Annotated in this window: 18 protein-coding genes; 7 read left to right on the top strand and 11 right to left on the bottom strand. The window is 48.2% G+C overall.

What is annotated here, in order from left to right; translation table 11 throughout:
• Positions 1-231 precede the first annotated feature (231 nt).
• The gene (locus H579_RS0114935; RefSeq protein ID WP_028301351.1) at positions 232-2,142 is read left to right on the top strand and encodes a PhoX family protein; all 1,911 of its coding nucleotides are present in this window, start codon (positions 232-234) and stop codon (positions 2,140-2,142) included.
• 408 nt (positions 2,143-2,550) lie between these two features.
• Complete coding sequence (locus H579_RS0114940) at positions 2,551-3,114, top strand: hypothetical protein (protein WP_028301352.1); 564 nt, start codon at positions 2,551-2,553, stop codon at positions 3,112-3,114.
• Positions 3,115-3,162: 48 nt separating this feature from the next.
• Here the strand turns inward: H579_RS0114940 and H579_RS0114945 are convergent, their stop codons facing one another.
• The 4 genes from H579_RS0114945 to H579_RS0114960 all read right to left on the bottom strand — a co-directional run bounded on the left by H579_RS0114945 (position 3,163) and on the right by H579_RS0114960 (position 7,650).
• Positions 3,163-3,864, bottom strand: a complete 702-nt coding sequence (locus H579_RS0114945; protein WP_028301353.1) for a response regulator — start codon at positions 3,862-3,864, stop codon at positions 3,163-3,165.
• Between the two features lie 22 nt (positions 3,865-3,886).
• Entirely contained in the window at positions 3,887-5,071 is a 1,185-nt protein-coding gene (locus H579_RS0114950) for a tetratricopeptide repeat protein (protein ID WP_036566375.1), read from the bottom strand.
• A gap of 121 nt (positions 5,072-5,192) precedes the next feature.
• The gene (locus H579_RS0114955) at positions 5,193-5,735 is read right to left on the bottom strand and encodes a hypothetical protein (protein WP_028301355.1); all 543 of its coding nucleotides are present in this window, start codon (positions 5,733-5,735) and stop codon (positions 5,193-5,195) included.
• Positions 5,736-6,012: 277 nt separating this feature from the next.
• A complete protein-coding gene (locus H579_RS0114960; RefSeq protein ID WP_028301356.1) occupies positions 6,013-7,650 on the bottom strand; it encodes an ATP-binding protein in 1,638 nt (545 codons plus the stop codon).
• 696 nt (positions 7,651-8,346) lie between these two features.
• Here H579_RS0114960 and H579_RS0114965 point away from each other — a divergent pair.
• Complete coding sequence (locus H579_RS0114965; RefSeq protein WP_028301357.1) at positions 8,347-11,781, top strand: beta strand repeat-containing protein; 3,435 nt, start codon at positions 8,347-8,349, stop codon at positions 11,779-11,781.
• Positions 11,782-12,117: 336 nt separating this feature from the next.
• Positions 12,118-12,264 carry a hypothetical protein gene (locus tag H579_RS29175; RefSeq protein ID WP_157834629.1) on the top strand — a complete coding sequence of 49 codons (147 nt, stop codon included), beginning with the start codon at positions 12,118-12,120 and terminating at the stop codon, positions 12,262-12,264.
• A gap of 139 nt (positions 12,265-12,403) precedes the next feature.
• On the opposite strand, the gene folD is transcribed toward H579_RS29175, so the two are convergent.
• The 4 genes from folD to H579_RS0114990 all read right to left on the bottom strand — a co-directional run bounded on the left by folD (position 12,404) and on the right by H579_RS0114990 (position 17,665).
• Positions 12,404-13,267, bottom strand: coding sequence for a bifunctional methylenetetrahydrofolate dehydrogenase/methenyltetrahydrofolate cyclohydrolase FolD (gene folD / locus H579_RS0114975; RefSeq protein ID WP_028301358.1), 864 nt, complete (start codon positions 13,265-13,267; stop codon positions 12,404-12,406).
• A gap of 166 nt (positions 13,268-13,433) precedes the next feature.
• Positions 13,434-16,079 (bottom strand): ATP-binding protein, encoded by a 2,646-nt coding sequence (locus tag H579_RS25865; RefSeq protein WP_051227679.1) that lies wholly within the window; start codon positions 16,077-16,079, stop codon positions 13,434-13,436.
• A 19-nt stretch (positions 16,080-16,098) separates the two neighbouring features.
• Positions 16,099-16,827 (bottom strand): substrate-binding periplasmic protein, encoded by a 729-nt coding sequence (locus tag H579_RS0114985; RefSeq protein ID WP_036566376.1) that lies wholly within the window; start codon positions 16,825-16,827, stop codon positions 16,099-16,101.
• A 112-nt stretch (positions 16,828-16,939) separates the two neighbouring features.
• Positions 16,940-17,665, bottom strand: a complete 726-nt coding sequence (locus H579_RS0114990) for a response regulator (protein ID WP_028301361.1) — start codon at positions 17,663-17,665, stop codon at positions 16,940-16,942.
• 597 nt (positions 17,666-18,262) lie between these two features.
• Here H579_RS0114990 and glyA point away from each other — a divergent pair.
• The 3 genes from glyA to H579_RS30115 all read left to right on the top strand — a co-directional run bounded on the left by glyA (position 18,263) and on the right by H579_RS30115 (position 21,387).
• Positions 18,263-19,543 (top strand): serine hydroxymethyltransferase, encoded by a 1,281-nt coding sequence (gene glyA, locus H579_RS0114995; protein ID WP_028301362.1) that lies wholly within the window; start codon positions 18,263-18,265, stop codon positions 19,541-19,543.
• A gap of 92 nt (positions 19,544-19,635) precedes the next feature.
• Positions 19,636-21,018, top strand: a complete 1,383-nt coding sequence (locus H579_RS0115000) for an L-serine ammonia-lyase (protein WP_028301363.1) — start codon at positions 19,636-19,638, stop codon at positions 21,016-21,018.
• 219 nt (positions 21,019-21,237) lie between these two features.
• Positions 21,238-21,387 (top strand): DUF4351 domain-containing protein, encoded by a 150-nt coding sequence (locus tag H579_RS30115; protein WP_157834630.1) that lies wholly within the window; start codon positions 21,238-21,240, stop codon positions 21,385-21,387.
• Here the strand turns inward: H579_RS30115 and H579_RS29685 are convergent.
• The 3 genes from H579_RS29685 to H579_RS25875 form a co-directional block, all read right to left on the bottom strand.
• The gene (locus tag H579_RS29685) at positions 21,380-21,631 is read right to left on the bottom strand and encodes a helix-turn-helix domain-containing protein (protein ID WP_245583284.1); all 252 of its coding nucleotides are present in this window, start codon (positions 21,629-21,631) and stop codon (positions 21,380-21,382) included. The genes H579_RS30115 and H579_RS29685 overlap by 8 nt on opposite strands.
• A complete protein-coding gene (locus H579_RS29690) occupies positions 21,632-21,889 on the bottom strand; it encodes a DUF2442 domain-containing protein (protein ID WP_245583285.1) in 258 nt (85 codons plus the stop codon).
• Between the two features lie 232 nt (positions 21,890-22,121).
• On the bottom strand, positions 22,122-22,778 hold a 657-nt coding region (locus tag H579_RS25875; RefSeq protein WP_036566377.1), incomplete at its 5' end, for an Rpn family recombination-promoting nuclease/putative transposase.

The raw sequence follows: 22,778 nt of genomic DNA on the forward strand, positions 1-22,778 counted from the left end.
CCAAGACTTCTCAAAACGGTTAGCTCTTTTGCCCCTGGCGGTTTTTCTCAGGAATAGCCGCTCTAGCGTTAGTTTATTGCGTTTAGGTAGAAAAACTAATTCTTGCCATAGAATCTCTGCTCTAAAAGAAACAGCTTTGCCATATTACTGTTACATTTGACCGTTAACTTCCTGATCCAGATCAAATTATTACCGTGATAATTTTAAAACACAGAACAGGAAGCAATTTCGATGAGCCGCTTTGATGAACAAGATCAACTGAACAACCCCGTTGCCGAAATCCCAGAATTTACTCGTATGGTCGAAGAAGGCCTGAATCGTCGCCAGTTTCTGGGTGGGGCGGCTATTCTGGGTTTAGGCGCACTGGCAACGGGGTGCTCTACGCTGAGCAATACTGTTGAGTCAATATCTGGCAAGGGCCTATCGCCTAATATCGGTTTTAAGCCCGTGGCGGCTTCTACTGCTGATACTATCGTTGTACCGGAAGGCTATCGTTGGGATGTACTGGTTTCCTGGGGCGACCCTTTGTTCTCTGGCGTGGAAGCGTTTAAGAATGGTGGTATGAACTCTGCAGCGGCTCAGGAGAAGCAGTTCGGTGATAACAACGATGGCATGAGTTTCTTCCCATTGTCAGAAGATCGCGCCATCATGGCGATTAACAACGAATACACCAACTATGAATACCTGTTTGCTCATCAAGGCGAGCAGATGAGCGCACATGATGTGCGTAAAGCGCAAGCGGCTCATGGTGTCTCTGTATTTGAGATCGAAAAGAAAAACGGTCAATGGCAGCTGGTTAAAGACTCCCGCTATAACCGCCGTATCCATGCCAATACACCTATGGAGCTGACCGGCCCTGCGGCGGGGCACGATCTTCTGAAAACTCAGGCCGATCCAAGCGGTAAGCTGGCACTGGGTACTTTTAATAACTGTGCGAACGGTGAAACCCCGTGGGGTACTTACCTGACCTGTGAAGAGAACTTCAACGGTTATTTTGGTTCCTCTTCTGATGTGGATCTTGGACCGGATGCCAAGCGTTATGGTGTGAAGAGCAAGGATTCTGGTTACCAGTGGCATAAATTCGACAGCCGTTTTGATATCGCTGAGAACCCACAGGAAAACCACCGTTTTGGTTGGGTGGTTGAGATTGATCCAATGGACCCAACGTCTACGCCGAAAAAGCGTACTGCTCTGGGGCGCTTCAAACATGAAAATGCGGCGTTAACCGTTAATAAAGACGGTCATGTCGTAGTTTATCTGGGCGATGACCAGCGGGGTGAGCACCTGTACAAGTTTGTCTCCAGGCACCGTTATAACCCAGATAATAAAGCGGCTAATCGTGATCTGCTGGAAGAGGGCACTTTATACGTGGCACGCTTTGACAGTACCCCTGGCAAGGTTGCTGGTCGAGGGCAGTGGCTGGAGCTGACCCATGGTAAAAATGGTCTGACTGCGGTGAATGGCTTCAAAGATCAGGCTGAGGTATTGATCTTTGCCCGTCGCGCCGCGACTCAAGTAGGTGCGACTACGATGGATCGTCCTGAATGGGTGGCCGTACACCCATCCGGTAAGCAGGTGTTCTGTACCCTGACCAACAACAAGAACCGTGGTAAAGAGGGTCAGCCTGTGGGTGGACCTAACCCGCGTGCGAAAAACAATTACGGTCAGATTGTCCGCTGGCAACCCGATGGTGAAGATCACACTAGCAACGGCTTCAGCTGGGATCTGTTTGTGATGGCGGGTAACCCGGAAGTGCACAATGATGCTTACGCCGGTTCGCCAAACATCAATAAAGACAATATGTTCAACAGCCCTGATGGCCTGGGTTTTGACCCTGAAGGCCGTCTGTGGATTCAGACCGATGGTAAGTACTCCAATAAGGGTGACTTTGCCGGTATGGGTAATAACCAGATGTTGTGTGCCGACCCGGCAAGCGGTGAGATCCGTCGCTTCCTGACCGGTCCGGTTGCTTGTGAGATTACCGGCCTGACCTTTAGCCCGGATTACACCACGATGTTTATCGGTGTACAGCACCCAGGCGAAGATCTGAAGCCATCACATTTTCCTCAGGGGGGCAACAGTACACCTCGTTCCTCTGTCATTATGATTCGTCGTGAGGATGGTGGTGTTGTGGGTAGTTAATACACTTCGCTATCCTCTATAGCGCTTTTCGCTATCCTCTATAGTGTTTAAAGCCTCTGTTCGGTTTACTGTTCAGAGGCTTTTTTGCTGATAGGCAGGTGTGATCAGAGAGTTTAAGCTAAGCTCTGAATAAAAATAAGGACATAAAGAGAATAGAGTGTAAGGGGGAAATAATCGGACCAGGCCAGATCTCTCTTATCCGGATTTAAGGCTCAAGCAGTCAATAAAAAACATGTTTTAGACAGTGGCACTTTATGGTCTCATTGCTGTCTCTAATGTCACGCAGTTGGAAAAGTGAGATGGAGTTGGTCGATAATTGCGGCTAATACCCGGTAAAACCGGCTCATCTCTACTAAGCTTTTTTGTTTAGCATCGTGCCCCATGCATCATGAGATGAGGGATGACTTTATGGATATTAAGCTCTATACCAAAACCAGGTTTGCTGCAGATGATCACTATCAAACCGTGGAAAAAACGATGCCTGGGGGGGAGTTTTCCAGGTTGTACTCACATTCTATGGCTGATCAGCAGGGAAGACAGCATCAGGCAAACGATCAGGCCCGTAGCCATAAAGTCTCTACAGAGCGCAAACCTGACCAGACAGCAGCAATGTTAGCGCTGGATTTCCAAAAGCTTACTCTTGAAGCGGCCGCCCAGTTTCATGAGGCTCGCCAAGCCAATGGTATCCCTCACGCCCCAGACAAAATTCTGTTTGATCAACAAGGGCGTGTCAGTTTTCCTGATGACTATGCTTTTAGTAAGCAATTGGCGGCTGTAATTAAACAAAACCCTGAGCTGGAACAACTGTTGAGCAGTATGGCAGATAAGGCTGTTTCCCTATCTCAACCGGCGGCGATTGTCGGCATGGCTGCCCCTCTTAATCCACCGGTTAGCGACAGCAGCGCTAAGGCTAAATTTGAGCAGATGGTACGCTTATCTGCTGCCCGTGGTGGTACTGATAACAGAAGCTAGACAGTTAATAAAGATGGCAGTTTCCCTATCGGTCAAAAAGCAGGTTTGTTAAACCACCAGAAGATAGCCCTTATTACGAATAGTTTTAATGATGCTGGGGTTGGATGGATTATCTCCAAGCTTGTTGCGAATTCGGGAAATGTTAATGTCAATGGCACGGTTGCTGCCGTCGTAATCAATGCCCCTGAGGTTCTCGAAGATATACTCCCGCGAAAGAATGTTGCCTGCATTACGGGTTAATAGCCATAAGAGGTCATATTCGGGATCGGACAGAGTGATGGGTTGACCATTAAGCGAGACATTACGACTACGATTGTCAAGCTCCAGACCATTTACATTAAGCACTGCATTGCTATTAGTTGGACCATCGGCGCCTTCACCAGAACGAGTCGTACGGCGCAATAAGGCCTTGATATGGGCTAATAACAGTCTGGGTTCTACTGGCTTGCCCAGGTAGTCATCAGCGCCAATTTCAAGTCCCAGAATTTCATCAATATTGTCACTGCGAGCCGTTAACATCAAAATTGGTTTATCAAATTTTGGGCGCACCTTTTGACAAACTTCAAGTCCATCCAGACCCGGTAGCATCAGATCCAAGATCACCAGATCTGGTTGTTGTTGCAGAATCTGATCCACCGCATTGATGCCATCACTGACAATATCTACCTGATAACCATTACTGATCAGGTAACTGGCAGTCAGTTCGGCTAAATCAAAGTCGTCTTCAACAAGTAGAATTTTTTTTTCCATAAGATGTTTACTCTGCTTATGCTTAGGAGCCAAAAGGGTATTTAAAGGATAAAGTCACCAGCTCTCGTTGGTACTCATGTATGTCGTGATTGGAGTGGCGTTTATACCAATTGTAGGAAAGCTCCATGTTAAGCTGCTGATAGATATTCAGTGCGTTGAGTTTAAGGCTGTGTTTATAGGTAGTGTCCTGGCGCTTATCCCTGTAGTGCGTTTCAATGCCCCGATAGTAGCTGCTGGTTTTTCCTGTACCTAGCTCGACGATAAAGCGTTGTTCTTCAAACAAGGTAAATGGCACGGATATATTTAGGCCATATTCACTGGCAGTATAGGAATGAACTGTACTTTTCAGGTTTGCGGCGGTATGGCCAGCTTTAAGACGTATGATAACCTGCTTTGGCAGCATAAACTTATAGCTCACACTGGGACTGAGGTGATAGCCATTTTTGTCTCTGTCATCGCTGTCATAATAATCTTTAAAGTTAGCTTCCAGGTTCAGAGAAAGGTTGGAACGATCAAAGCGATAGTCCAGCATGCTTGAAAGATCGTAGTAGTTTACGAGTTTCTGTTTATCTAAACCGATATGAGTCATAGCAACCCTGCCCTGCAGACTCCATTGTTTTGAGAAGTTGTATTTTGCTCCTGAGCGCGCATTGATAAAGTAAATATCAGAGCCATCGACATCCAGATAGTCTTTAAAATACAGGCTAACACCAGCGTGATAAAACAAAGACTCACCTTGCTGAGGCTGTTTTAACGTTACGGGAGTAAAACGGGCAAAGTCATACTGCAGGCCGTAAAAACTATCATTTTTTTGTACGGAGTCTTTGGTCAGTTCTCCGATATCAATAGACTGATCTGCCGGGGCTATATTGGCATTGCTATCATAACCAGAGAAAACATTAATATTTTGGCGCGATAGGCTTTTGCTTTTGCCCTCTGGTTGGCGCTGTGCTATCAGAGCCAGAAATTGCTTAATATTGTTGCGCACCACATCAGGAATATCCTCGTGAACTGCCACCTCCTGAGCCAGTTTACGGGCATAATCATATTCCTCGTTTGCAAAATAACTGGAGGCTAATTCCAGCTTAATGCGTAGGTTACCAGGGTGCAGCTGTAAACCAGAATGCAGGATTTGGATTGATTTCTTAACATTACCCTGTTGACGTTCATCCACGGCGGCTTTGATCAATGCCGAAGGTTGCGGCACTGTTTCTCCCCAGGTTACTCCCGGCAGGATAAAGCACAGGCTTAAAATAAGCACTGTGAGCCAAGTGGCAGTTCCATTGTTTGAGCTTAGGTAGGTCACAAGCTTTAACCGTCTTTTATTATTAATCCACTGGTTTTATTGAAAGGTCATCAGCGATGTTATGCTCAATTTCAGGCTCTGGCATGGTTTCCAATAAGCTATCCGGCATTGTTTCAATCGTGATACTGTCTACGTTTTCAAGAGCAATGCCTTCCGCCTGCAAAAGATCGACAAGTTCATTGGGTAGCTCTGATACTTTGGACAGATCCAGTGTTCCTTCGGATAGGCCCGTGGCGTCCACTCCCGTCAGTGTGATGATGTCCGTTACTTCAAAGTCAGAGTCGGCTGACTCTGCCGGTGAGACACTAAACGAGACATTGTAGCGTGTATCTGATTGCTGGTAGTCCAGCAGAGAACTTTGATCCAGCTCATGAAGCAGCTTTTCATCTGTGCCTGCAATACCACTGCCATAGTGGTGACCTTCACTATCCAGTAGTGGGGTGTCCGATTCCATTTCCTGGCGGAACCTGTCTGGAGACTGTCCCCAGCTACCCCACTGATTGGCATTTTCGGCCAAGGCAGGGCTATTGGTTAAAATCAAAATCGAGAAAAGGATATATCTCATGGCGCTATATCTCATGGCACAGTGTTAAGGGCATATCGAATGACGCTATCTCTCACAGGCTATACTTTATTGTACTTTCCTTTGAGCACTTACAAACACTTCTCTATAACAACATACACTATGCCCAGCATCAGGCAGAAGAGTGTCGAAACATATTGGTGTAAGTGAGTACAGGTATTGATTAATCCGGGCTTTGTCAGGCAATGCATTATCTTAAAGCCAGATGGCAAAGGTCAATATTAGTGCTGGGTATCGTGTTTGTATCTGCATGTTATCTTTATGTTTTATCTGCTTTTTTGTCGGTTTTATATACCGGTTGTTCCCTGCTCAGAAGTGCGATTGGCAAATCAATAATAAAACTTGCGCCGCCTAATGATGGACTCTGTTCGACATAAACGTGACCGCCATGATGCTGAGTCACTTTTTGTACAATAGGCAGCCCCAAACCAAAGCCCCCTAAAGCTCGGTTACGGCTTTTATCCAGACGGATAAACGGGTCAAAGATACGTTCACGCTCTTCTTCAGGAATGCCAGAGCCATCATCTTCTACGCAGATATGAATATATTTTTCAGTGACTTTTATCGTGGTCAGAATATGACTTTGACAGTGGCGACAAGCATTGTTAAGGAGGTTCTGAATCGCTCTTAGCAGTAAGGCGTCATCGGCACGCAGTATGAGTCGTTCACAATTAGAGCCATTATGAAACGCGATATCAGGGTGTTGAATTGTCAGGTCATACACCATGCTCTGAACCAGGGGCAGCAGGTCAAATTCCTCCTTATCCAGCGGTTGAGGATTGTCATCCAGGCGGGCGCAGGTAAGAATTTCATCAATCATATGATTCAGGTTGCCCAGATCTTTTTTCATGCCTGAGATATGGGGTCGCTGGGTATCCAGGCAATCGATACTCATGCCTTCAACCCGAAACATCATGCGGGCAACCGGGGTGCGCAGTTCATGGGATATGTCGTGAGTCAGCTGGCGCTGCTGTTTTATCAGGCCTTCTATGCGCAGCATCATGGCGTTCACGCTGTCTGCCATACGGGATATACCATCATTGCCGCTTAGCTCAATTGGATTGGCTTTTGAGGTGCCTGCTAAGTTGATCCCCTGTTCCAGGCGTTTAAGCTTTTTCTCAAAAGGAGCAATTAAAATATAACCTGCTGCCAGCACTAGCAGAGCGCCGGAAATAACTAACAGGAAAATGATAGACACGGGATACCATTGGAAAATATTGATTGGACCCACGGTTAGATAGAGACCACTGTTGCCAAAGCGAGCGTAGACTTTAATAAAAGGATTGCTGGATAGGGTGTCATTAAGATTGATCACAATATCGCCACGGGCTAATTGGCGCAGTTGAGACTGATCCAGTTCGGTTTCTTTCGCGGTCACCAGTGTCAAATCGTAGCTAAAATTCTGATCCAGCTGTTTTAGGATCGCTTCCCGTTGCTGCTTGGGGTGACGGCCTAACTCATTCAGAATCAATAAAGCAGTCATACGGGTGACGGTTTGGTTAATATCTTCCAGTTTAGCCTGAACAAAGTGCTGACTATTTCCCGGTAGAGGTAAAGCAATTGAGGCTGTTTGCTGACCAGGATCTGAGGCGATCAGTAACGCTTGATTGTCTTTTTTCAGATGATATAGAGTAAAGCGTTCTGGCTCTTTCAGAGGGCCCACTTCAAGAGGAATGCCTGTCAGGCGCTCTACAATCTCGATCCATTGCTGTTGTTTGTCGCCGTCATGGCGCACAATGCCTGCAGCCATCAATGAAAATGTCCCGCCTACGTTGTTAACCAAATAGTTTTCGTATCGAATCTGATTGACTAGTTGTAGAGCCAGATAGCCAAGCAATGCAGCCAGCAGCAAGATGCAGATTAATCCGCTGTACAGTTTGAAAAAAATACTTTTCATAGAGTTTTAACGCTTTTCGCTCGTTCAGTATGCGTGTCAGCACCAAGTGTTCTACCAAAATAGTTACCTGAACAACAGTCTATCTGTAAAAGGAGTGGCATAAAAAAGAGTGGCATAACCTGTCTTTGACTACTGAATCCAAGATTCTACAGGCTTTGGTGGGGGCATATGTTCTTGGTTTGTATAGGTAATGTAGCAAGCTCTTTGTTAATCGCACTGTATTGGTATAAGTCTTCGTTGGGGATTAGATTTGCTAGTGCTTTTATTCAAAGAGACTGAGTCAGAATTTCACCTATACTTGATTTGTCAGGTCTAATCCTTGTATCGATTTTGAGATGGGTCATATTTTATTGGCTTTTATTTTATTCTTTAAAAACAAAGGGTTGTATAGAGTAAAAAGTCTATGGCTTATCGGTTAAGGTGAAATGATGATAAAAGAAGTGATTCAGTGAACCTCTCTGTTTTGAGAGTTAAGAAGGCACAAAATTTTGTGCAGTGTTTAACAGAATTAAATTCTAAACACTGCCAGACTGACTGGCACATATACACACTTACATAAGAGTATTTCGCTATTTTTCGGCGAGCTGCTGAAGAGTGAAGTCATCTGCTACTGCTATAGAGAGATTTTTGTGTGAGTGCTTAATCAACTTCGGCCCGGTGGCCCAGGCGATACAAAACTTAGAAGGGTATTGAAAGATGTCAAAGCAGAGCGGAACGAATCAACCCAAGAAAAAGGCAGGTTCTAAGTTAGAAGAGCTGGAAGATCGTATCGCACCAGGAGCACTGGGTGGTGTCATTGGTGATTTAGGTATTGACGGTGATGCATCTCCGCCAACGGATGATTCTGGTACTACGACAGATAGTACAGGTGGCGATCTTCCTCCTGCAGATGATCAAACTCCTCCGCCTGAAGACAATAGTGATGATGGTACTGGCACCACGGGCAGTGGCATTACAGATGGCTCTACTGAAGGCGATCTTCCTTCGCCACCTCCGGAAGGTGATGATTCCGGTTCAACAGGTGGTGAAGCGGATGGTGATGGAGGAGCCGGTGATAAACCCGCATCTGGTTCTGTGACCCATGATGATGGCGCGGTAGAAACCTGGAATGAAGACGGTTCCGGTAGTGTAGCCCATGCGGATGGTAGTTCTGAAAGCTGGGACGGTCAAGGCGGCGGTACCTGGGATGATGGTCAGGGTAGCTCGGGTACTTATAACGCCGATGGTAGTGGTAGTAATACTTATGCCGACGGTAGCACAGAGACCTGGGATGGCCAGGGTGGCGGTTCCTGGGATGATGGCCAGGGCAACTCCAGTACTTGGGACTCAGATGGCTCCGGTAGCTACACTAATGCCGATGGCAGCACGGGTAGCTGGAATGCTGATGGCTCTGGTGGCTGGGATGATGGTCAGGGCAACAGCGGTAGCTGGGAAGCGGATGGTTCCGGTTCCTGGACAAGTTCTGACGGTAGCAGTGGTTACTATAATTCAGACGGTTCCTGGGGCGTGACCAGTGCCGATGGCTCCAGCGAGCATTGGGACAATGAAGGCAATGCGTCCTTCTTTGATGCGGATGGTAATCAGATTGAAGATGGTGCGGATCAAGGTACCGGGATTGAAGATACGATTGTAGAAACCGGTGAAGACGGTACGGTTTACACCTACAACGCTGACGGTTCCGGTAGCGTAGCCTACCCGGATGGCAGTAGCGAAAGCTGGGATGGTCAGGGTGGTGGTAGCTGGGATGATGGTCAGGGCAATACCAGTACCTGGAATGCTGATGGTTCGGGTTCAGCGACGTATGCCGATGGCTCAGCAGAAACCTGGAACAGTGACGGTTCCTACGAATATAACGGAGCTGATGGTTCTCACCATAGCTACGATGCATCGACAGGTGCAAGCAGCTGGGATGATGGTCAAGGTAGCTCGGGTACCTATAATGCTGATGGCTCTGGTAGCGAAACCTATGCGGATGGTTCTTCCTATACTTGGGAAGCGGATGGCAGCGGCAGTCAGACTTACCCAGATGGTAGCAGTTCAACCTGGAACGCAGATGGTTCTGGTAGTTGGGATGATGGTCAAGGTAACTCCAGCACTTGGAATGCCGATGGTTCTGGTTCGTGGACCGGTGCTGATGGGAGCAATGGTTATTATAACGCCGATGGCTCTTGGGGTATGACTTATCCTGATGGAGGCTCTGAGCACTGGGATAGTGAAGGCAATGTTTCTTGCTACGATGCTGATGGCAATGAAGTCGATAAAGTCGGTGAGTCCGGTGTTCCAGATGGACAGGGCAATGAGTCTTTCACTGAAACGGCTGAAGATGGCACTGTTTATGCTTACAACGAAGATGGCTCCGGTAGTATCGTCTACCCAGATGGGAGCGTAGAAACCTGGGATGGCCAGGGTGGTGGTTCCTGGAATGATGGTCAGGGTAATTCCAGTACTTGGAATGCCAATGGTTCTGGTTCAGTAACTTACGCTGATGGTAGTTCCAGCAGTTGGGATGCTCTGGGTGGTGGTAGCTGGGATGACGGTCAGGGCAATACCAGTACCTGGAATGCTGATGGCTCGGGTTCAGCGACTTATGCCGATGGCTCAGCAGAAACCTGGAGTGCAGATGGCTCCTATGAGTATAACGGGGCCGATGGTTCTCATTACAGCTACAATGCCGCAGATGGCTCCAGCAGTTGGGATGATGGCCAGGGTAACTCAGGTACTTACAATGCCGATGGTTCTGGTTCTGAAGCCTATGCAGATGGCAGCAGCTACACCTGGAATGCTGATGGCAGTGGTAGTGCTACTTATCCTGATGGCGCGACAGAAACCTGGGATGGCCAGGGTGGCGGTAGCTGGTCTGATGCTCAAGGCAACTCAGGTAGCTGGAGTGCAGACGGCTCCGGTAGCTGGACCAGCTCAGATGGTGGCAGTGGTTACTACAACTCAGACGGATCTTGGGGCACAACTTACTCTGATGGCTCCAGTGAGCACTGGGATAGCTCTGGAAATGTGACTTACTACGATGCTGGTGGTAATGAAGTCAGCGATGGTTCAGGGACAGGCACAGGCTCTGAAACTGGAATAGAAACAGAAGGTTCGAGCACTGAAACGGGTGCAGATGGTACAGTCTACACCTATAACACAGATGGTTCTGGTAGTGCCGAATACCCAGATGGCAGCACTGAGACCTGGGATGGTCAGGGCGGTGGCAGCTGGGATGATGGTCAGGGCAATAGTAGTACTTGGAATGCTGATGGCTCGGGTTCAGCGACTTATGCCGATGGCTCAGCAGAAACCTGGAGTGCAGATGGCTCCTATGAGTATAACGGGGCCGATGGTTCTCATTACAGCTACAGTGCCGCAGATGGCTCCAGCAGTTGGGATGATGGCCAGGGTAACTCGGGTACTTATAACGCGGATGGTTCAGGTTCTGAAACCTATGCAGATGGCAGCAGCTACACCTGGAATGCTGATGGCAGCGGTAGTGCTAATTATCCTGATGGCACGACAGAAACCTGGGATGGTCAGGGTGGTGGTAGCTGGTCTGATGCTAATGGTAACAGTGGCAGCTGGAATGCGGATGGTTCAGGTAGCTGGACCAGCTCAGATGGTAGCAGTGGTTACTACAACTCAGACGGATCTTGGGGCACAACTTATTCTGATGGCTCCAGTGAGCACTGGGATAGCTCTGGAAATGTGACTTACTACGATGCTGGTGGCAATGAAGTCAGCGATGGTTCAGGCACAGGCACAGGCACAGGCACAGGCACAGGCACAGGCTCTGAAGCTGGAACAGAAACAGAAGATTCGGGCACTGAAACGGGTGCAGATGGTACGGTCTACACCTATAACGCAGATGGTTCCGGTAGTGCGGTTTACCCAGATGGTTCTACTGAAACCTGGGATGGTCAGGGCGGTGGTAGCTGGTCTGATGGTCAGGGCAATAGTAGTACCTGGAATGCGGATGGTTCCGGTAGCTTTACTGGCTCCGATGGTAGTTCCGGTAGCTGGGAAACCGATGGTTCAAGTACTTATGTTCAAGCCGACGGTACTAGTTGGGTCTATAACGCGGACGGTTCCGGTAGCGTAACTTATCCGGATGGTACTGTTGAAAGTTGGCCTGCGCCTTAACCCTTGATGGTAGATGGGCTTGCAATAGATAAGATGGTTTAGTGATCTGAAAACCAGGTGCTAAGCAGGAGGATTCAGAGGGTGGTCCAAAATCCAATTAAATGGATCAGCCTCTGAAAATGCCGACCAAGACACATTATTCGCTCAGGTATGTACCAGGTTGAGCCAACCGATTGATTTAAAAATAATTTTAAATCAATCGGTTCTTAAATAAATCGGTTCTATGGGTGCTTTAATAGGTTAAATAGCTGAACCGTTAGCGCTTAACAGGGCCGGTCAAAAGCAAAAGTTAACTTAGCCCAGCAATGGGTATTTACGAAGAGATGGAGAAACACCATGGCGATTCAAGAAGCGCAAATGAACAAAGTTAAAGCTGAAGCGGGTATTGCTATCGCGCGTGCAAAAGCTCGCCAAGCGCAGATCAATGCTAACTCCCATGTGTTAAAAGCGAAGCAGATGATTGCGAAAGCTCAGGCCAGGTAAGCGCTTTCATCGGCCACTTTCCATTCTGTTATAAAGAGATTGAGTGGAAAGTGGCTAACGACGGGCAACTGATTTTAAAAATATGAGACTGATAAAAGCAGCGTCAATAAGGCAGGAACAGCTAAAAAGTTAATACGGTTTAAGTAAGTTGTTGCTTGGCTGCTGTCAGAGTATTTTTCATCAGGCAAGCGATAGTCATAGGACCCACACCGCCAGGAACAGGAGTAATGGCACTGGCAATCGGAGCAACAGATTCAAAATCCACATCACCTACCAGCTTGTATTCACCATTTGGCTCGATAGCGTTAATACCCACATCGATCACTACTGCCCCCGGTTTAACCCAATCTGCTTTAACCATTTCAGGACGACCCACTGCAACAACCAGAATATCTGCTTGGGCACAGATCTGTTCAATATTCTTGGTGCGGGAATGGACCTGAGTCACTGTGCAACTTTCTTTTAATAGCAAAGCCGCCATAGGCTTACCTACGATATTGGAGCGACCGACCACAACGGCGTTTTTGCCGCTCAAATCATCACCCAGCTCACGCTTGAGCATAATCATACAGCCCAGCGGGGTACAAGGTGTTAGAGCATCCTGACCAGAGTTTAATCGGCCAACATTGACCGGGTGGAAACCATCGACATCTTTTTCCGGTACAATCGCGTTAATGATGGCTTTTTCATTCAGGTGATCAGGCAGAGGCAGCTGAACCAGAATACCGTGTACTACAGGGTCTTCGTTCAGTTGAGCAACCAGACTATCCAGCGTGGCCTGATCAGTATCTGCCGGTAGTTTGTGCTCAATGGAGTTTAAGCCTGCTTCCTGAGCGCGTTTGATCTTATTGCGTACATAGACCTGGCTGGCTGAGTCATCCCCGACCAGTACTACGGCCAGACCTGGCTTAACGCCATGTTGCTCGTAAAAAAACTGAGCCTCCGTCGCAACGTCATCCACTACCTGGGCTGCTAACTGTCTGCCATCAATGATTTTGCTCATTTATACTGCCTTTTAAAGAATGCTCGGGGTTGAACGTAAGCACTGAAATGAAGTGCTGAATTTCCGACTATCTAGTCAGAAAATACAGAATATTGTCGTTTATAGTGCCCCAGTCATTGGGTAAACACCTGTCTAAATGCGTCACTGTTGTGCGTAATTCATTTGATTACTGCCTCTGAGACCATTGCTGAGCGATAGTAAAACTCCCTTGCATAATCACCTCCAGAGGCTGCCAGATTGCCCGGCAGGCAGCATTATCGTTCATATCGGCGTCCGCTTCCAATGTTCGTAGCGTTTCTCCAGCGCGAATAAAGCCTAAGGTTTCGCAGGCGCCAGCCAATTTATGGGCCAGTTGCGTAGTTTCGTAAAGGTCGTTTTCCTGCAAACTGGCTTGTAACAAGGGCCAGAGCGTATCTTGCAGTTGGTAAAAGTTAGCCATCATATCCGCAACTTTTTTCTCACCCAACATCTGCTGATGTACCGATACTATTTTTGAGTCCAGCAGTTTTTGGTTCAGGTGTTTTGGGTTCAGGTGTTTTGGGTTCAGTAGTGACGCCTCTAAGTAAGAGGAGCCTACAGGCTTAGAATGAGCTTCCAGTTGATCTTGCAGCTCAGCTTGAGCAGTCTGTGTCGGTAGTCGCTTTATAGCAGATACAGATGAGCTGTTTTCAACATCTGGAGGCGTAAGACTATCAGCTGCCTCAAGTGTCTCCGTTGACTCAAACTGTTCAGATGAAGAGTATTTAACTGAAGAGTTCAGGCAAGCCTCCAGTGCAGCAACAAGTTGCTGCCTTTTGACGGGTTTAGCGACGACATTCTGCAAACCCGCTTGTAGGTATTGATGAATATCATCGGGGCGGACGCTGGCAGTCAGAGCTATAATCGGCGTGTTGAAGTTTATGCCATTGGGATCAGTACGCAATTGCGCACTAATTTCCAAACCGCTCAGTCCCGGTAGATGCATATCCATTAAAATACAGTCAAAGCAATATTGCTGGCACAGTTGCAGTGCCTGTTGGCCTTCCTCTGCGAGACTGATCAGATAGTGGCCTTCCAGCAGGCCTTGCACCACTTGCTGATTAATCTCCACATCTTCTACCAGTAGAATATGAGGAGTAGATGCTTTTAGCGCTGGACTGGTGGGTAGGTGCTTACTATAGGTCTTGCTATTAGCAGACACCTCCAACGGTGTATCTGCTTCAGCATCATGTACTGCTATCAGATTTTGTTCAGTGCTAACCTGCAGTGGCAGTTCTAACCAAAAGCAACTGCCTGTGCCCGGCTGGCTCTCAACCCCCATATGACCATTAAGCGCCTGCGCTAAAGCCTTGCTGATTGCCAATCCCAAACCGGTACCACCAAAACGCCGGGTAATGCTCTCATCGGCCTGGGTAAAACGATCGAAGATATGTTGCTGTAACTCGGGTTCTATACCGATACCTGTGTCCTGCACCTCAAAACGCAATATGTGCTGTTCAATAGTTTGGGCGCGTTGCTCGATATGTTGGCTGCCCTGCTCAACGCTTAGTGCGTGCTGTTGATCGGTTTCATTTTCGGTTTTGTCTTTGTCTTCTGTTTCGGTGATCAGATAACAGCTCAGAGTTACGCCTCCTTGGTCGGTAAACTTAATAGCATTGGCCAGCAGATTAGTCAGAATCTGGCGTAAACTTCCCGCTGCACCAAAATAGCAGGGTGGGAGATCATCCGGTTGCTGTAGAGCCAAAGTGAGCTGTTTTTTCTCTGCTCCCGGAGTCATCAGCATCATCAGGTTAGTGAGCAGTTGCTGTAGTGAGAAATCACTCTCACTGGAGATATAAGCCCCCTCCTCCAGACGACCGTATTGCAGCACATGATCAAAGGTCTCCATCAGGGAGTCTGTAGCGTCATGCAGTACCCGGATATGATCCTGCTGTACCTTGGTAAGCGAGCTGTTTTCCAACAGCTGAATCATGCCCAGCATACCGTTCATCGGCGTGCGAATCTCATGACTCATGGTCGAGAGGAACTGAGACTTAGCGTTGCTGGCATCTTCTGCGGCTTCCTTGGCACGACGCAGACTGGCGGTGCGGCGCTCCACCATCTGTTGCAGCTGATCCCGATCCCGTTGAATTGCCCGGCCCATCTCATTGAGTGCGCCAGCCAGCTGATCCAGTTCATCCGGTTGTTTGGGTTTTGCCCGTATCAGCGTTAGCTCTTCACCCAGCTGGCCCGCCCCAATGCGTCTGCTGTAATCTGCCATGCTTTCCAGGTGACGGGTGATCTGACGTTGTACGATCACCAGAATCACCAATACGATTAACAACACCAACAGGGTTTGGTTGAGTAATACACTTAAACCGGTCTGCCAGATACGGGCATAGACCGCCTGCATATCAAAGCTAACCTCTAAACGGCCCAGATGACGCTGTTGCAGGCTGGCGGTGGTATGAATCAGATTAAAGCTATGGATCTGCACCTGATGGTTCTCTGGCGGTGCTTCCAATGCCGGTAGCTGGAGATTACCACTGAGTTTTTTATCTTGTAAGCTGAGATAGATCACATCCGGCAGGGTATGGATGCCCAGTAACTGCAGCTCTACCTGAGCTTGATCCACATCCCACAGGCTTTTGGCCAGACTGGCCAGATAACTGCTGCGAATTAGCTCCACTTGTTGATCAATGGCTTTAAGTTCGCGACGATAATCCAGTGATAGCTGCAGCGCAGTAGAGAAGAGAATAAAGATAAAACTGCACGCGATGACATACACCATAATGCGGTAACCCAGCGGGTGTTGTCGGGCGTAACGGGGGCGTTTTTTTAGCCAGAAACTCATAAGCCAGCTCATCAATCGCTTAAGGCGTATTCAGATACTGAAAGCTGTAATATGCCCTTAGACGCTCTATGGTGCCGTCATCGTTCATCTCTTTCAGTCGTTGATTCAGGTAGGGTAGGTAGCTGTTCAGACCGCTCTGACGGCCAATGGCCAGATAATAATGCTCTGTGGTGATCTCGGTATCCAGCGCCATTATCTGATCATGAAAACCCAACTTGTGGCTTTGCAACTGGCCGCTCAGTTTACCTCCGGGCATATAGTCGATCCGACCGAGAGCCAGTTTGGAAAAGTTTTGTTCCCCACGGGAGACATACTCAATGCGGCTGTTCTGTCTGATAAAGTGATCAAACTCATCGCCCCAGCTATCGCCCAGTAATAGACCTACGGTTTTACCTCTGAGATCCCTGAGGTGAGTGAAGCCCATGGGCTGCTGACGATTAACAAACAGTATGACCTTGTCGGCAATAAGGGGTTGTTCGGAGTAGCGAAGATAAGCTTCCCGGCTGCTAATACGGTAGGCTGCTACTATGATATCTGCATTGCCCTGTTCCACTTCCAGCAGGCAGCGCTTCCAGTTACTGTCGGCGCTGAGCTGTACCTTAAAGCCCAACTCCGCAAACAGTTGCTTCGTTACTGCTGGAGCGAGACCCATTAAGCGGTTTTCACTGTGCCAGGATACCGGAGGGTAAAAGGGGTGACCGCAGGCTTTTAGTGAGCGATTGGGTTCAGCATAAGCTGTTAAAGCCATACAGAACACAAGCAAGCCCGGTAGACATAGCAACAGCCGTTTGTTTAGAAAAGCAGATGGATAGAGAGCAGAATATCGCCCTCTACCGAATACAGTGATCATGGAGATAGACCTAGTTGAGATCAACAGGTTTAGGGGTAAACAGATAACCCGCACCATGCACGGTCAGGATCAGTTTAGGGTTGGTCGTATCATCACCTAATTTGCGGCGCAGTCGGCCAATCAGCACATCAACGGTGCGATCACTGGGCACCCATTCCCGGTTACGAATCTGATCCAGAATCTGTTCCCGGCTCATCACTTCACCCGCTTGCTCCATCAGGCAGGTCAGCAGTTTAAATTCACCTTCGGTCAGCTGCGTTTCCTGACGGCGCTCATCAAGCAGTTGACGGCGATCCATGTTCAGTTTCCAGCGATCGAAACTTTTAAAGCTATGAGGCAGGGCATCGGTGGGTTTGCTTTGGCTATGACGAACCCGGCGGATCAGGTTTTTACTGCGCGCCAGAATCTCACGGGGATTAAAGGGCTTGGTGACGTATTCGTCGGCACCACACTCCAGGCCAATCAGGCGATCCACCTCATCCTGACGACCGGTGACCAGAATAATGCCCACTTCACTGTGAACCCTCAGCTCACGGGTTAGTGTCAGGCCATCCTTACCGGGTAAACGAATATCCAGCAGGACAACATCTATGGCTTCACTATTAAGAATCCCTTCCGCTTCTTCGGCGGTTTCGGCGCAAAACACCCGATAGCCTTCCTCTTCAAAATAACTGCTCAGGCAATCTCGGGTGATCTCTTCGTCGTCGACAACCAGAATCTTGGCGTCTGTATGCATGGTGTGACTTCCGGGGTTATTCTTATTGTGTTGATAGGCTAAGACTATTTTTAGTCTGCGACAAAAACTGTTTTATCAGCGATAGCTGTCGCTTTTAGCCTGCGACAAGGATGAGCGTTTTACAAGCATTGTTTACATTTTGTTTACAACTTTGGACACTTTTTCACAGCTATTTCCGGCCTTAAACGGTTGGGTTGTTCTTTCTGCATACTGTTCTGTTGATTGCTTTCTTTTCGCTTTATCTGTCAGCTACAAGTCTTCCTTCTTTAATACATTTTCAAACTGTTCCAGATCAAAAAAAATATTAGTCCTTTTCTATGTGTCGTGTTTCTACATCGGGTTGTCGCAATCTGACAGGGCTTGAGAAATATGTTTCCGGGCTGTCGCAAATCGACACTATTAGGCCGCTGGGAAGCAGTTGCGAGCCGTTTTCCCTGATTACTATGACGAAACTTTAAAGGGTTCAGCATGCTGAATCTCGGACCTGAAGTTTCAACGAGCGTCTCACTCAATGGATTTAACAGGTCGGAATTATGGTTAGGCAGACGTTGATTAAGCAACCTTGCCCAAGTTTCTCAAACCAGGAGAATAAAAAGAATGTTTAGTAAAGACGATCAGATCCAAAACTTCGATGAAGCACTGTGGAGTGCAATGCAGGACGAAGCGGTACGTCAGGAAGACCACATCGAGTTGATCGCTTCTGAAAACTACACCAGTCCTCGTGTGATGCAGGCTCAGGGTTCTCTGCTAACCAACAAATACGCTGAAGGTTACCCGGAAAAACGTTACTACGGTGGTTGTGAGCACGTCGACGTAGTTGAGCAACTGGCCATCGACCGTGCAAAAGAGTTGTTCGGTGCAGACTACGCAAACGTACAGCCGCACTCTGGTTCTCAGGCGAACGCTGCGGTTTATATGGCCCTGGTTGAACCAGGCGATACCATTCTGGGCATGAGCCTGGCACATGGTGGTCACCTGACTCACGGTGCACACGTAAACTTCTCCGGTAAAATCTACAACGCGGTTCAGTATGGTCTGACCGATGCTGGTGAGATCGATTACGATCAGGTTGAAGCACTGGCGAAAGAACACCAGCCAAAAATGATCGTTGCCGGTTTCTCTGCTTACTCTCAGATCGTTGATTGGGCGCGTTTCCGCGAGATTGCTGATGAAGTAGGCGCTTACCTGTTTGTCGATATGGCACACGTTGCCGGTCTGGTTGCCGCCGGTCTGTATCCGAACCCACTGCCGTATGCTGACGTAGTGACGACTACCACTCACAAAACCCTGCGTGGTCCACGTGGCGGTCTGATCGTAGCGCAATTCCAGCGTGAAGGTGCTAAGCCAGAGCTGGAGAAGAAACTGAACTCTGCGGTATTCCCGGGTGGTCAGGGTGGTCCTCTGATGCACGTTATCGCAGCAAAAGCGGTGGCGTTCAAGGAAGCTCTGTTACCTGAGTTTAAAGAGTACCAGGCGCAGGTTGTGAAAAACGCTGATGCTATGGCGCAGGTCTTTATCGAGCGCGGTTACGACGTCGTATCCGGTGGCACTCAGAACCACCTGTTCCTGCTGAGCCTGATCAAGCAAGGTCTGACCGGTAAAGATGCCGATGCTGCTCTGGGTCGTGCTTCTATCACCGTAAACAAAAACGCCGTACCAAACGACCCTCAGTCTCCATTTGTGACCTCTGGTCTGCGTATCGGTTCTCCGGTAATCACTACCCGTGGTCTGAAAGAAGACGAGTGTCGCACTCTGACTAACTGGATCGTCGATATTCTGGATGCGATGCAGCAAGGCGAAGACGCTACAGAAGCTAAAATCTCTGAAGTAAAAGAGAAAGTGCGCTCTCTGTGTGCAGACTACCCGGTATACAAATAAGCCTCTGGTTGTCTGATATACAGGCATAAGAAATTGCGTAAATCTGTCCACGTCGCCTTGCGCGACGTGTGACTCTTTAGAGGTGTTTTGACATGGCGATCAGCTTATTCGATATGCTGAAAATCGGTATCGGTCCATCCAGTTCCCATACCGTAGGTCCGATGAAAGCGGCGCAGATGTTTGCCGAAGGTCTGCGTGATAGTGATCTGTTAAATCAGGTCAGCCGTGTACAGTCTCAGCTGTTTGGTTCTCTGGGGGCAACGGGTAAAGGTCACGGTTCAGGTCCAGCAGTTCTGTTGGGGCTGGAAGGTTATCTGCCGGAAAAGATCGACCCGACCATTGTGGTACCCCGTGCCGAAGAGATCAGCCAGACAGGCCAAATGTCTCTGCTGCGTGAGCGAGTGATCGACTTTGATGAATCGGAAGATCTGATCTACCACATGAAAGAGTCTCTGCCGTTTCACGCTAATGGCATGAGCTTTACCGCGTTTAACGCCAAAAATGAAGTGGTTGCCGAGAAGGTGTACTACTCCGTCGGTGGTGGTTTTGTGGTTGATGAGGCTGCTGCGGGTGCCGATCGAATTGTAGAAGATACCACCCCACTGAAATATCCTTTCAGTACAGGTGAAGAATTATTACAGATCTGTAAGCAAACGGGTCTGTCGATCTCTGATGTGATGCTGGCCAACGAACAGGCTTGGCGCACAGAAGAAGAGATCCGTGCCGGTATTCTTGAAATCTGGCAAGTGATGAAAGAGTGCGTAGCAAACGGCATCAGAAACGAAGGTATTTTGCCTGGTGGGTTGAAAGTAAAACGCCGTGCCGCAGCGCTGCATCGTGAACTAAAAAACCGTACCCGTATGGACATGATCACCCCATCACTGGGTGCCATGGACTGGGTTAACCTGTACGCCCTGGCAGTGAATGAAGAAAACGCCGCAGGTGGTCGTATGGTTACCGCACCGACAAATGGCGCGGCGGGGATTATCCCAGCAGTACTGCACTATTATACCAACTGGTGCCCTAACTCAGACGAAGAAGGCGTGATCCGCTTCCTATTAGCAGCGGCAGCAGTCGGAATTTTATTTAAAGAGAATGCTTCAATCTCGGGCGCTGAAGTGGGCTGCCAGGGTGAAGTAGGCTCGGCCTGTGCCATGGCGGCGGCAGGTTTAGCGGAAGCGACCGGCGGCACACCGCTACAGGTCGAGAATGCCGCAGAAATCGGTATGGAACATAATTTGGGTCTGACCTGCGATCCTATCGGTGGTCTGGTGCAAGTGCCTTGTATTGAACGTAACGCTATGGCTTCCATGAAAGCCATTAACGCGGCGGCGATGGCAGTACGCGGTGATGGTGAACACTTCGTTTCCCTCGACAAAGTGATCAGAACCATGCGCGACACGGGTCGGGATATGCTGGATAAGTACAAAGAAACTTCCAGAGGAGGACTCGCCGTCAACGTAATCGAATGTTAGTGATTTGCTGTGCTTAACTTTACACCTTGCGGGAAACCTCTGAATTAGTCGTTTAACAGCACACCCCAGTCTGATACGACGCCCTGTCGTGCTTTCAGAGAATGCCCAAGCTCCGGGGTTGGTCCCTCTCCCGGAGCTTTTCTTATTTGTTTATATCCCTCTCTGGTAAAAATCTCATTGCTATCTATAAAAGAAGGATTGCTTTAAGGTGAAGCGCGTCTGCTCACAAAACAGATTAAGTTTCGTTTTGGTGAGTTACCTGATTGGGTTATTGATAAGCTAGCTGAAGCCGATACTACTCAGTTAGAGCAATGGGGTGAGCAGCTACTGCAAGTTGAGACACTTGAGCAGGTGTTTGAGGTCAAATAGTCTGAGATTGTTGTTCCTGAGCGATCTCAACGACAGCATGCCCCAACTGAACCAGAGTACCAAAGTTTGGCGACACCTCAGGTTTGAGTGAGCGGTAAGCGCTGGTGCGACTTTTAATGCCAGCCCGCTCAACGACCTGTTTATGGCCAAATTGCTCGACATAGGCCCGAATTGCCGCCTGCAAAATATCGGGGCGACCTTCCTGAATGGAATCCCAAGCCGCTTGTTTAATCACGTCTTCCATCTACTGTAGATCGCTCTGTTCAGGCGCGTGGGTGAAATCACCCTCAGTGATATCCCGAACGGTACTCGCGGTGAGTTGAACTTCTCCCCAATCAAGATGGCCTTCAGTTGTTAAAGCAAAGCGTTTAAAGTCTGTAACCACCTTAAATGCAGGAGCCTGGAAGATTTCTGTCAGATCCACCGTACCTGCAAAGCCATCGCTAAAAACCAGCTCTAATTTATGGTCAATTAACCAGTCTGCATCAGTAATTTTCAACATCACATCATCTATAACTTACCGGGGTTACCGCCCTGAACGGCTATGTTAAGAGTGTAGGATAACCGTGAAATAATCCTTGAGAATCAAGGCGTAAATGCTGGATGTCCCCGATTGTTTGATGTTTGGTGGCAAGGTGCAGGAGAAAGGATGGGATGAAAGTGAGATGAAAGGACAGCCATCAAATCATGTCCTAAATAATGACTGTCCTGGTTTTCTTGTTCTCTGGCTTTTTTCAATCGTGGTAAGACTTCTTAATCTCCTGGATTTCATCTACGCTAAGCTGAAAAGCTTCTGCGACCTGTTGGTCTGGTAGGCCAAGCTTTACTAAGTTCATTACAGCTAACGCAATTTTCTGATGTGCTTCAGATTGAGCTTTTTCATAGCCGATCTGTTCACCTTCTTCACGTCCTTCGTCTCGGGCCGTATCAATGACATTTTTTAAATCACGGTAATACTTCAGGCTAGACTCGTAGGCTTGGCGTTCTTCGGGTTGAAATTGAGCAATATTGGCTTTTTCAAACAGACTTAAGAACACTTTTTCCCTAAGGCGGGGTGGAATCTCTTCCAGCTCATGCAGGTGGCGAAAAAGATAGAACCACTTGTCCTGTAGGCTTTCCAGTTCGTCTTCTGTTTTGGTGAAATTAGGTAGCGTCAGATAGATAAAGGTCAGCTTGTCGTAAAACGTTTGGTTATGCTGATCTTTGAGCTGAACGTGGTGTACGACATCGTTTCGGGTGGCAGGGGTTTCATCATCAAAGATAAAATCCAGAATACCTATGGTATATACCGCAGAGAGTTTAAAGTTCCAGTCGCCGCGTTGAGCCTGCTGTTGAATAGGGAAGGTCGCATAAAACAGGCTACGATCTTTAAAGAAGTTCTGTTTCGCTTT

This window comes from Oceanospirillum beijerinckii DSM 7166 (assembly GCF_000422425.1).
Lineage (GTDB): Bacteria > Pseudomonadota > Gammaproteobacteria > Pseudomonadales > Halomonadaceae > Oceanospirillum > Oceanospirillum beijerinckii.

What these genes read in the sequence shown, in the direction of transcription:
- H579_RS0114985 (WP_036566376.1), bottom strand. Translation starts at nt 16,827, where the DNA reads ATGGCTTTAACAGCTTATGCTGAACCCAATCGCTCACTAAAAGCCTGC.
- H579_RS0114940 (WP_028301352.1), top strand. Translation starts at nt 2,551, where the DNA reads ATGGATATTAAGCTCTATACCAAAACCAGGTTTGCTGCAGATGATCAC.
- H579_RS29690 (WP_245583285.1), bottom strand. Translation starts at nt 21,889, where the DNA reads ATGTTGAAAATTACTGATGCAGACTGGTTAATTGACCATAAATTAGAG.
- H579_RS0114945 (WP_028301353.1), bottom strand. Translation starts at nt 3,864, where the DNA reads ATGGAAAAAAAAATTCTACTTGTTGAAGACGACTTTGATTTAGCCGAA.
- H579_RS0114965 (WP_028301357.1), top strand. Translation starts at nt 8,347, where the DNA reads ATGTCAAAGCAGAGCGGAACGAATCAACCCAAGAAAAAGGCAGGTTCT.
- folD (WP_028301358.1), bottom strand. Translation starts at nt 13,267, where the DNA reads ATGAGCAAAATCATTGATGGCAGACAGTTAGCAGCCCAGGTAGTGGAT.
- H579_RS0115000 (WP_028301363.1), top strand. Translation starts at nt 19,636, where the DNA reads ATGGCGATCAGCTTATTCGATATGCTGAAAATCGGTATCGGTCCATCC.
- H579_RS0114935 (WP_028301351.1), top strand. Translation starts at nt 232, where the DNA reads ATGAGCCGCTTTGATGAACAAGATCAACTGAACAACCCCGTTGCCGAA.
- H579_RS0114960 (WP_028301356.1), bottom strand. Translation starts at nt 7,650, where the DNA reads ATGAAAAGTATTTTTTTCAAACTGTACAGCGGATTAATCTGCATCTTG.
- H579_RS0114990 (WP_028301361.1), bottom strand. Translation starts at nt 17,665, where the DNA reads ATGCATACAGACGCCAAGATTCTGGTTGTCGACGACGAAGAGATCACC.
- H579_RS0114955 (WP_028301355.1), bottom strand. Translation starts at nt 5,735, where the DNA reads ATGAGATATATCCTTTTCTCGATTTTGATTTTAACCAATAGCCCTGCC.
- H579_RS29175 (WP_157834629.1), top strand. Translation starts at nt 12,118, where the DNA reads ATGGCGATTCAAGAAGCGCAAATGAACAAAGTTAAAGCTGAAGCGGGT.
- glyA (WP_028301362.1), top strand. Translation starts at nt 18,263, where the DNA reads ATGTTTAGTAAAGACGATCAGATCCAAAACTTCGATGAAGCACTGTGG.
- H579_RS29685 (WP_245583284.1), bottom strand. Translation starts at nt 21,631, where the DNA reads ATGGAAGACGTGATTAAACAAGCGGCTTGGGATTCCATTCAGGAAGGT.
- H579_RS25865 (WP_051227679.1), bottom strand. Translation starts at nt 16,079, where the DNA reads ATGAGTTTCTGGCTAAAAAAACGCCCCCGTTACGCCCGACAACACCCG.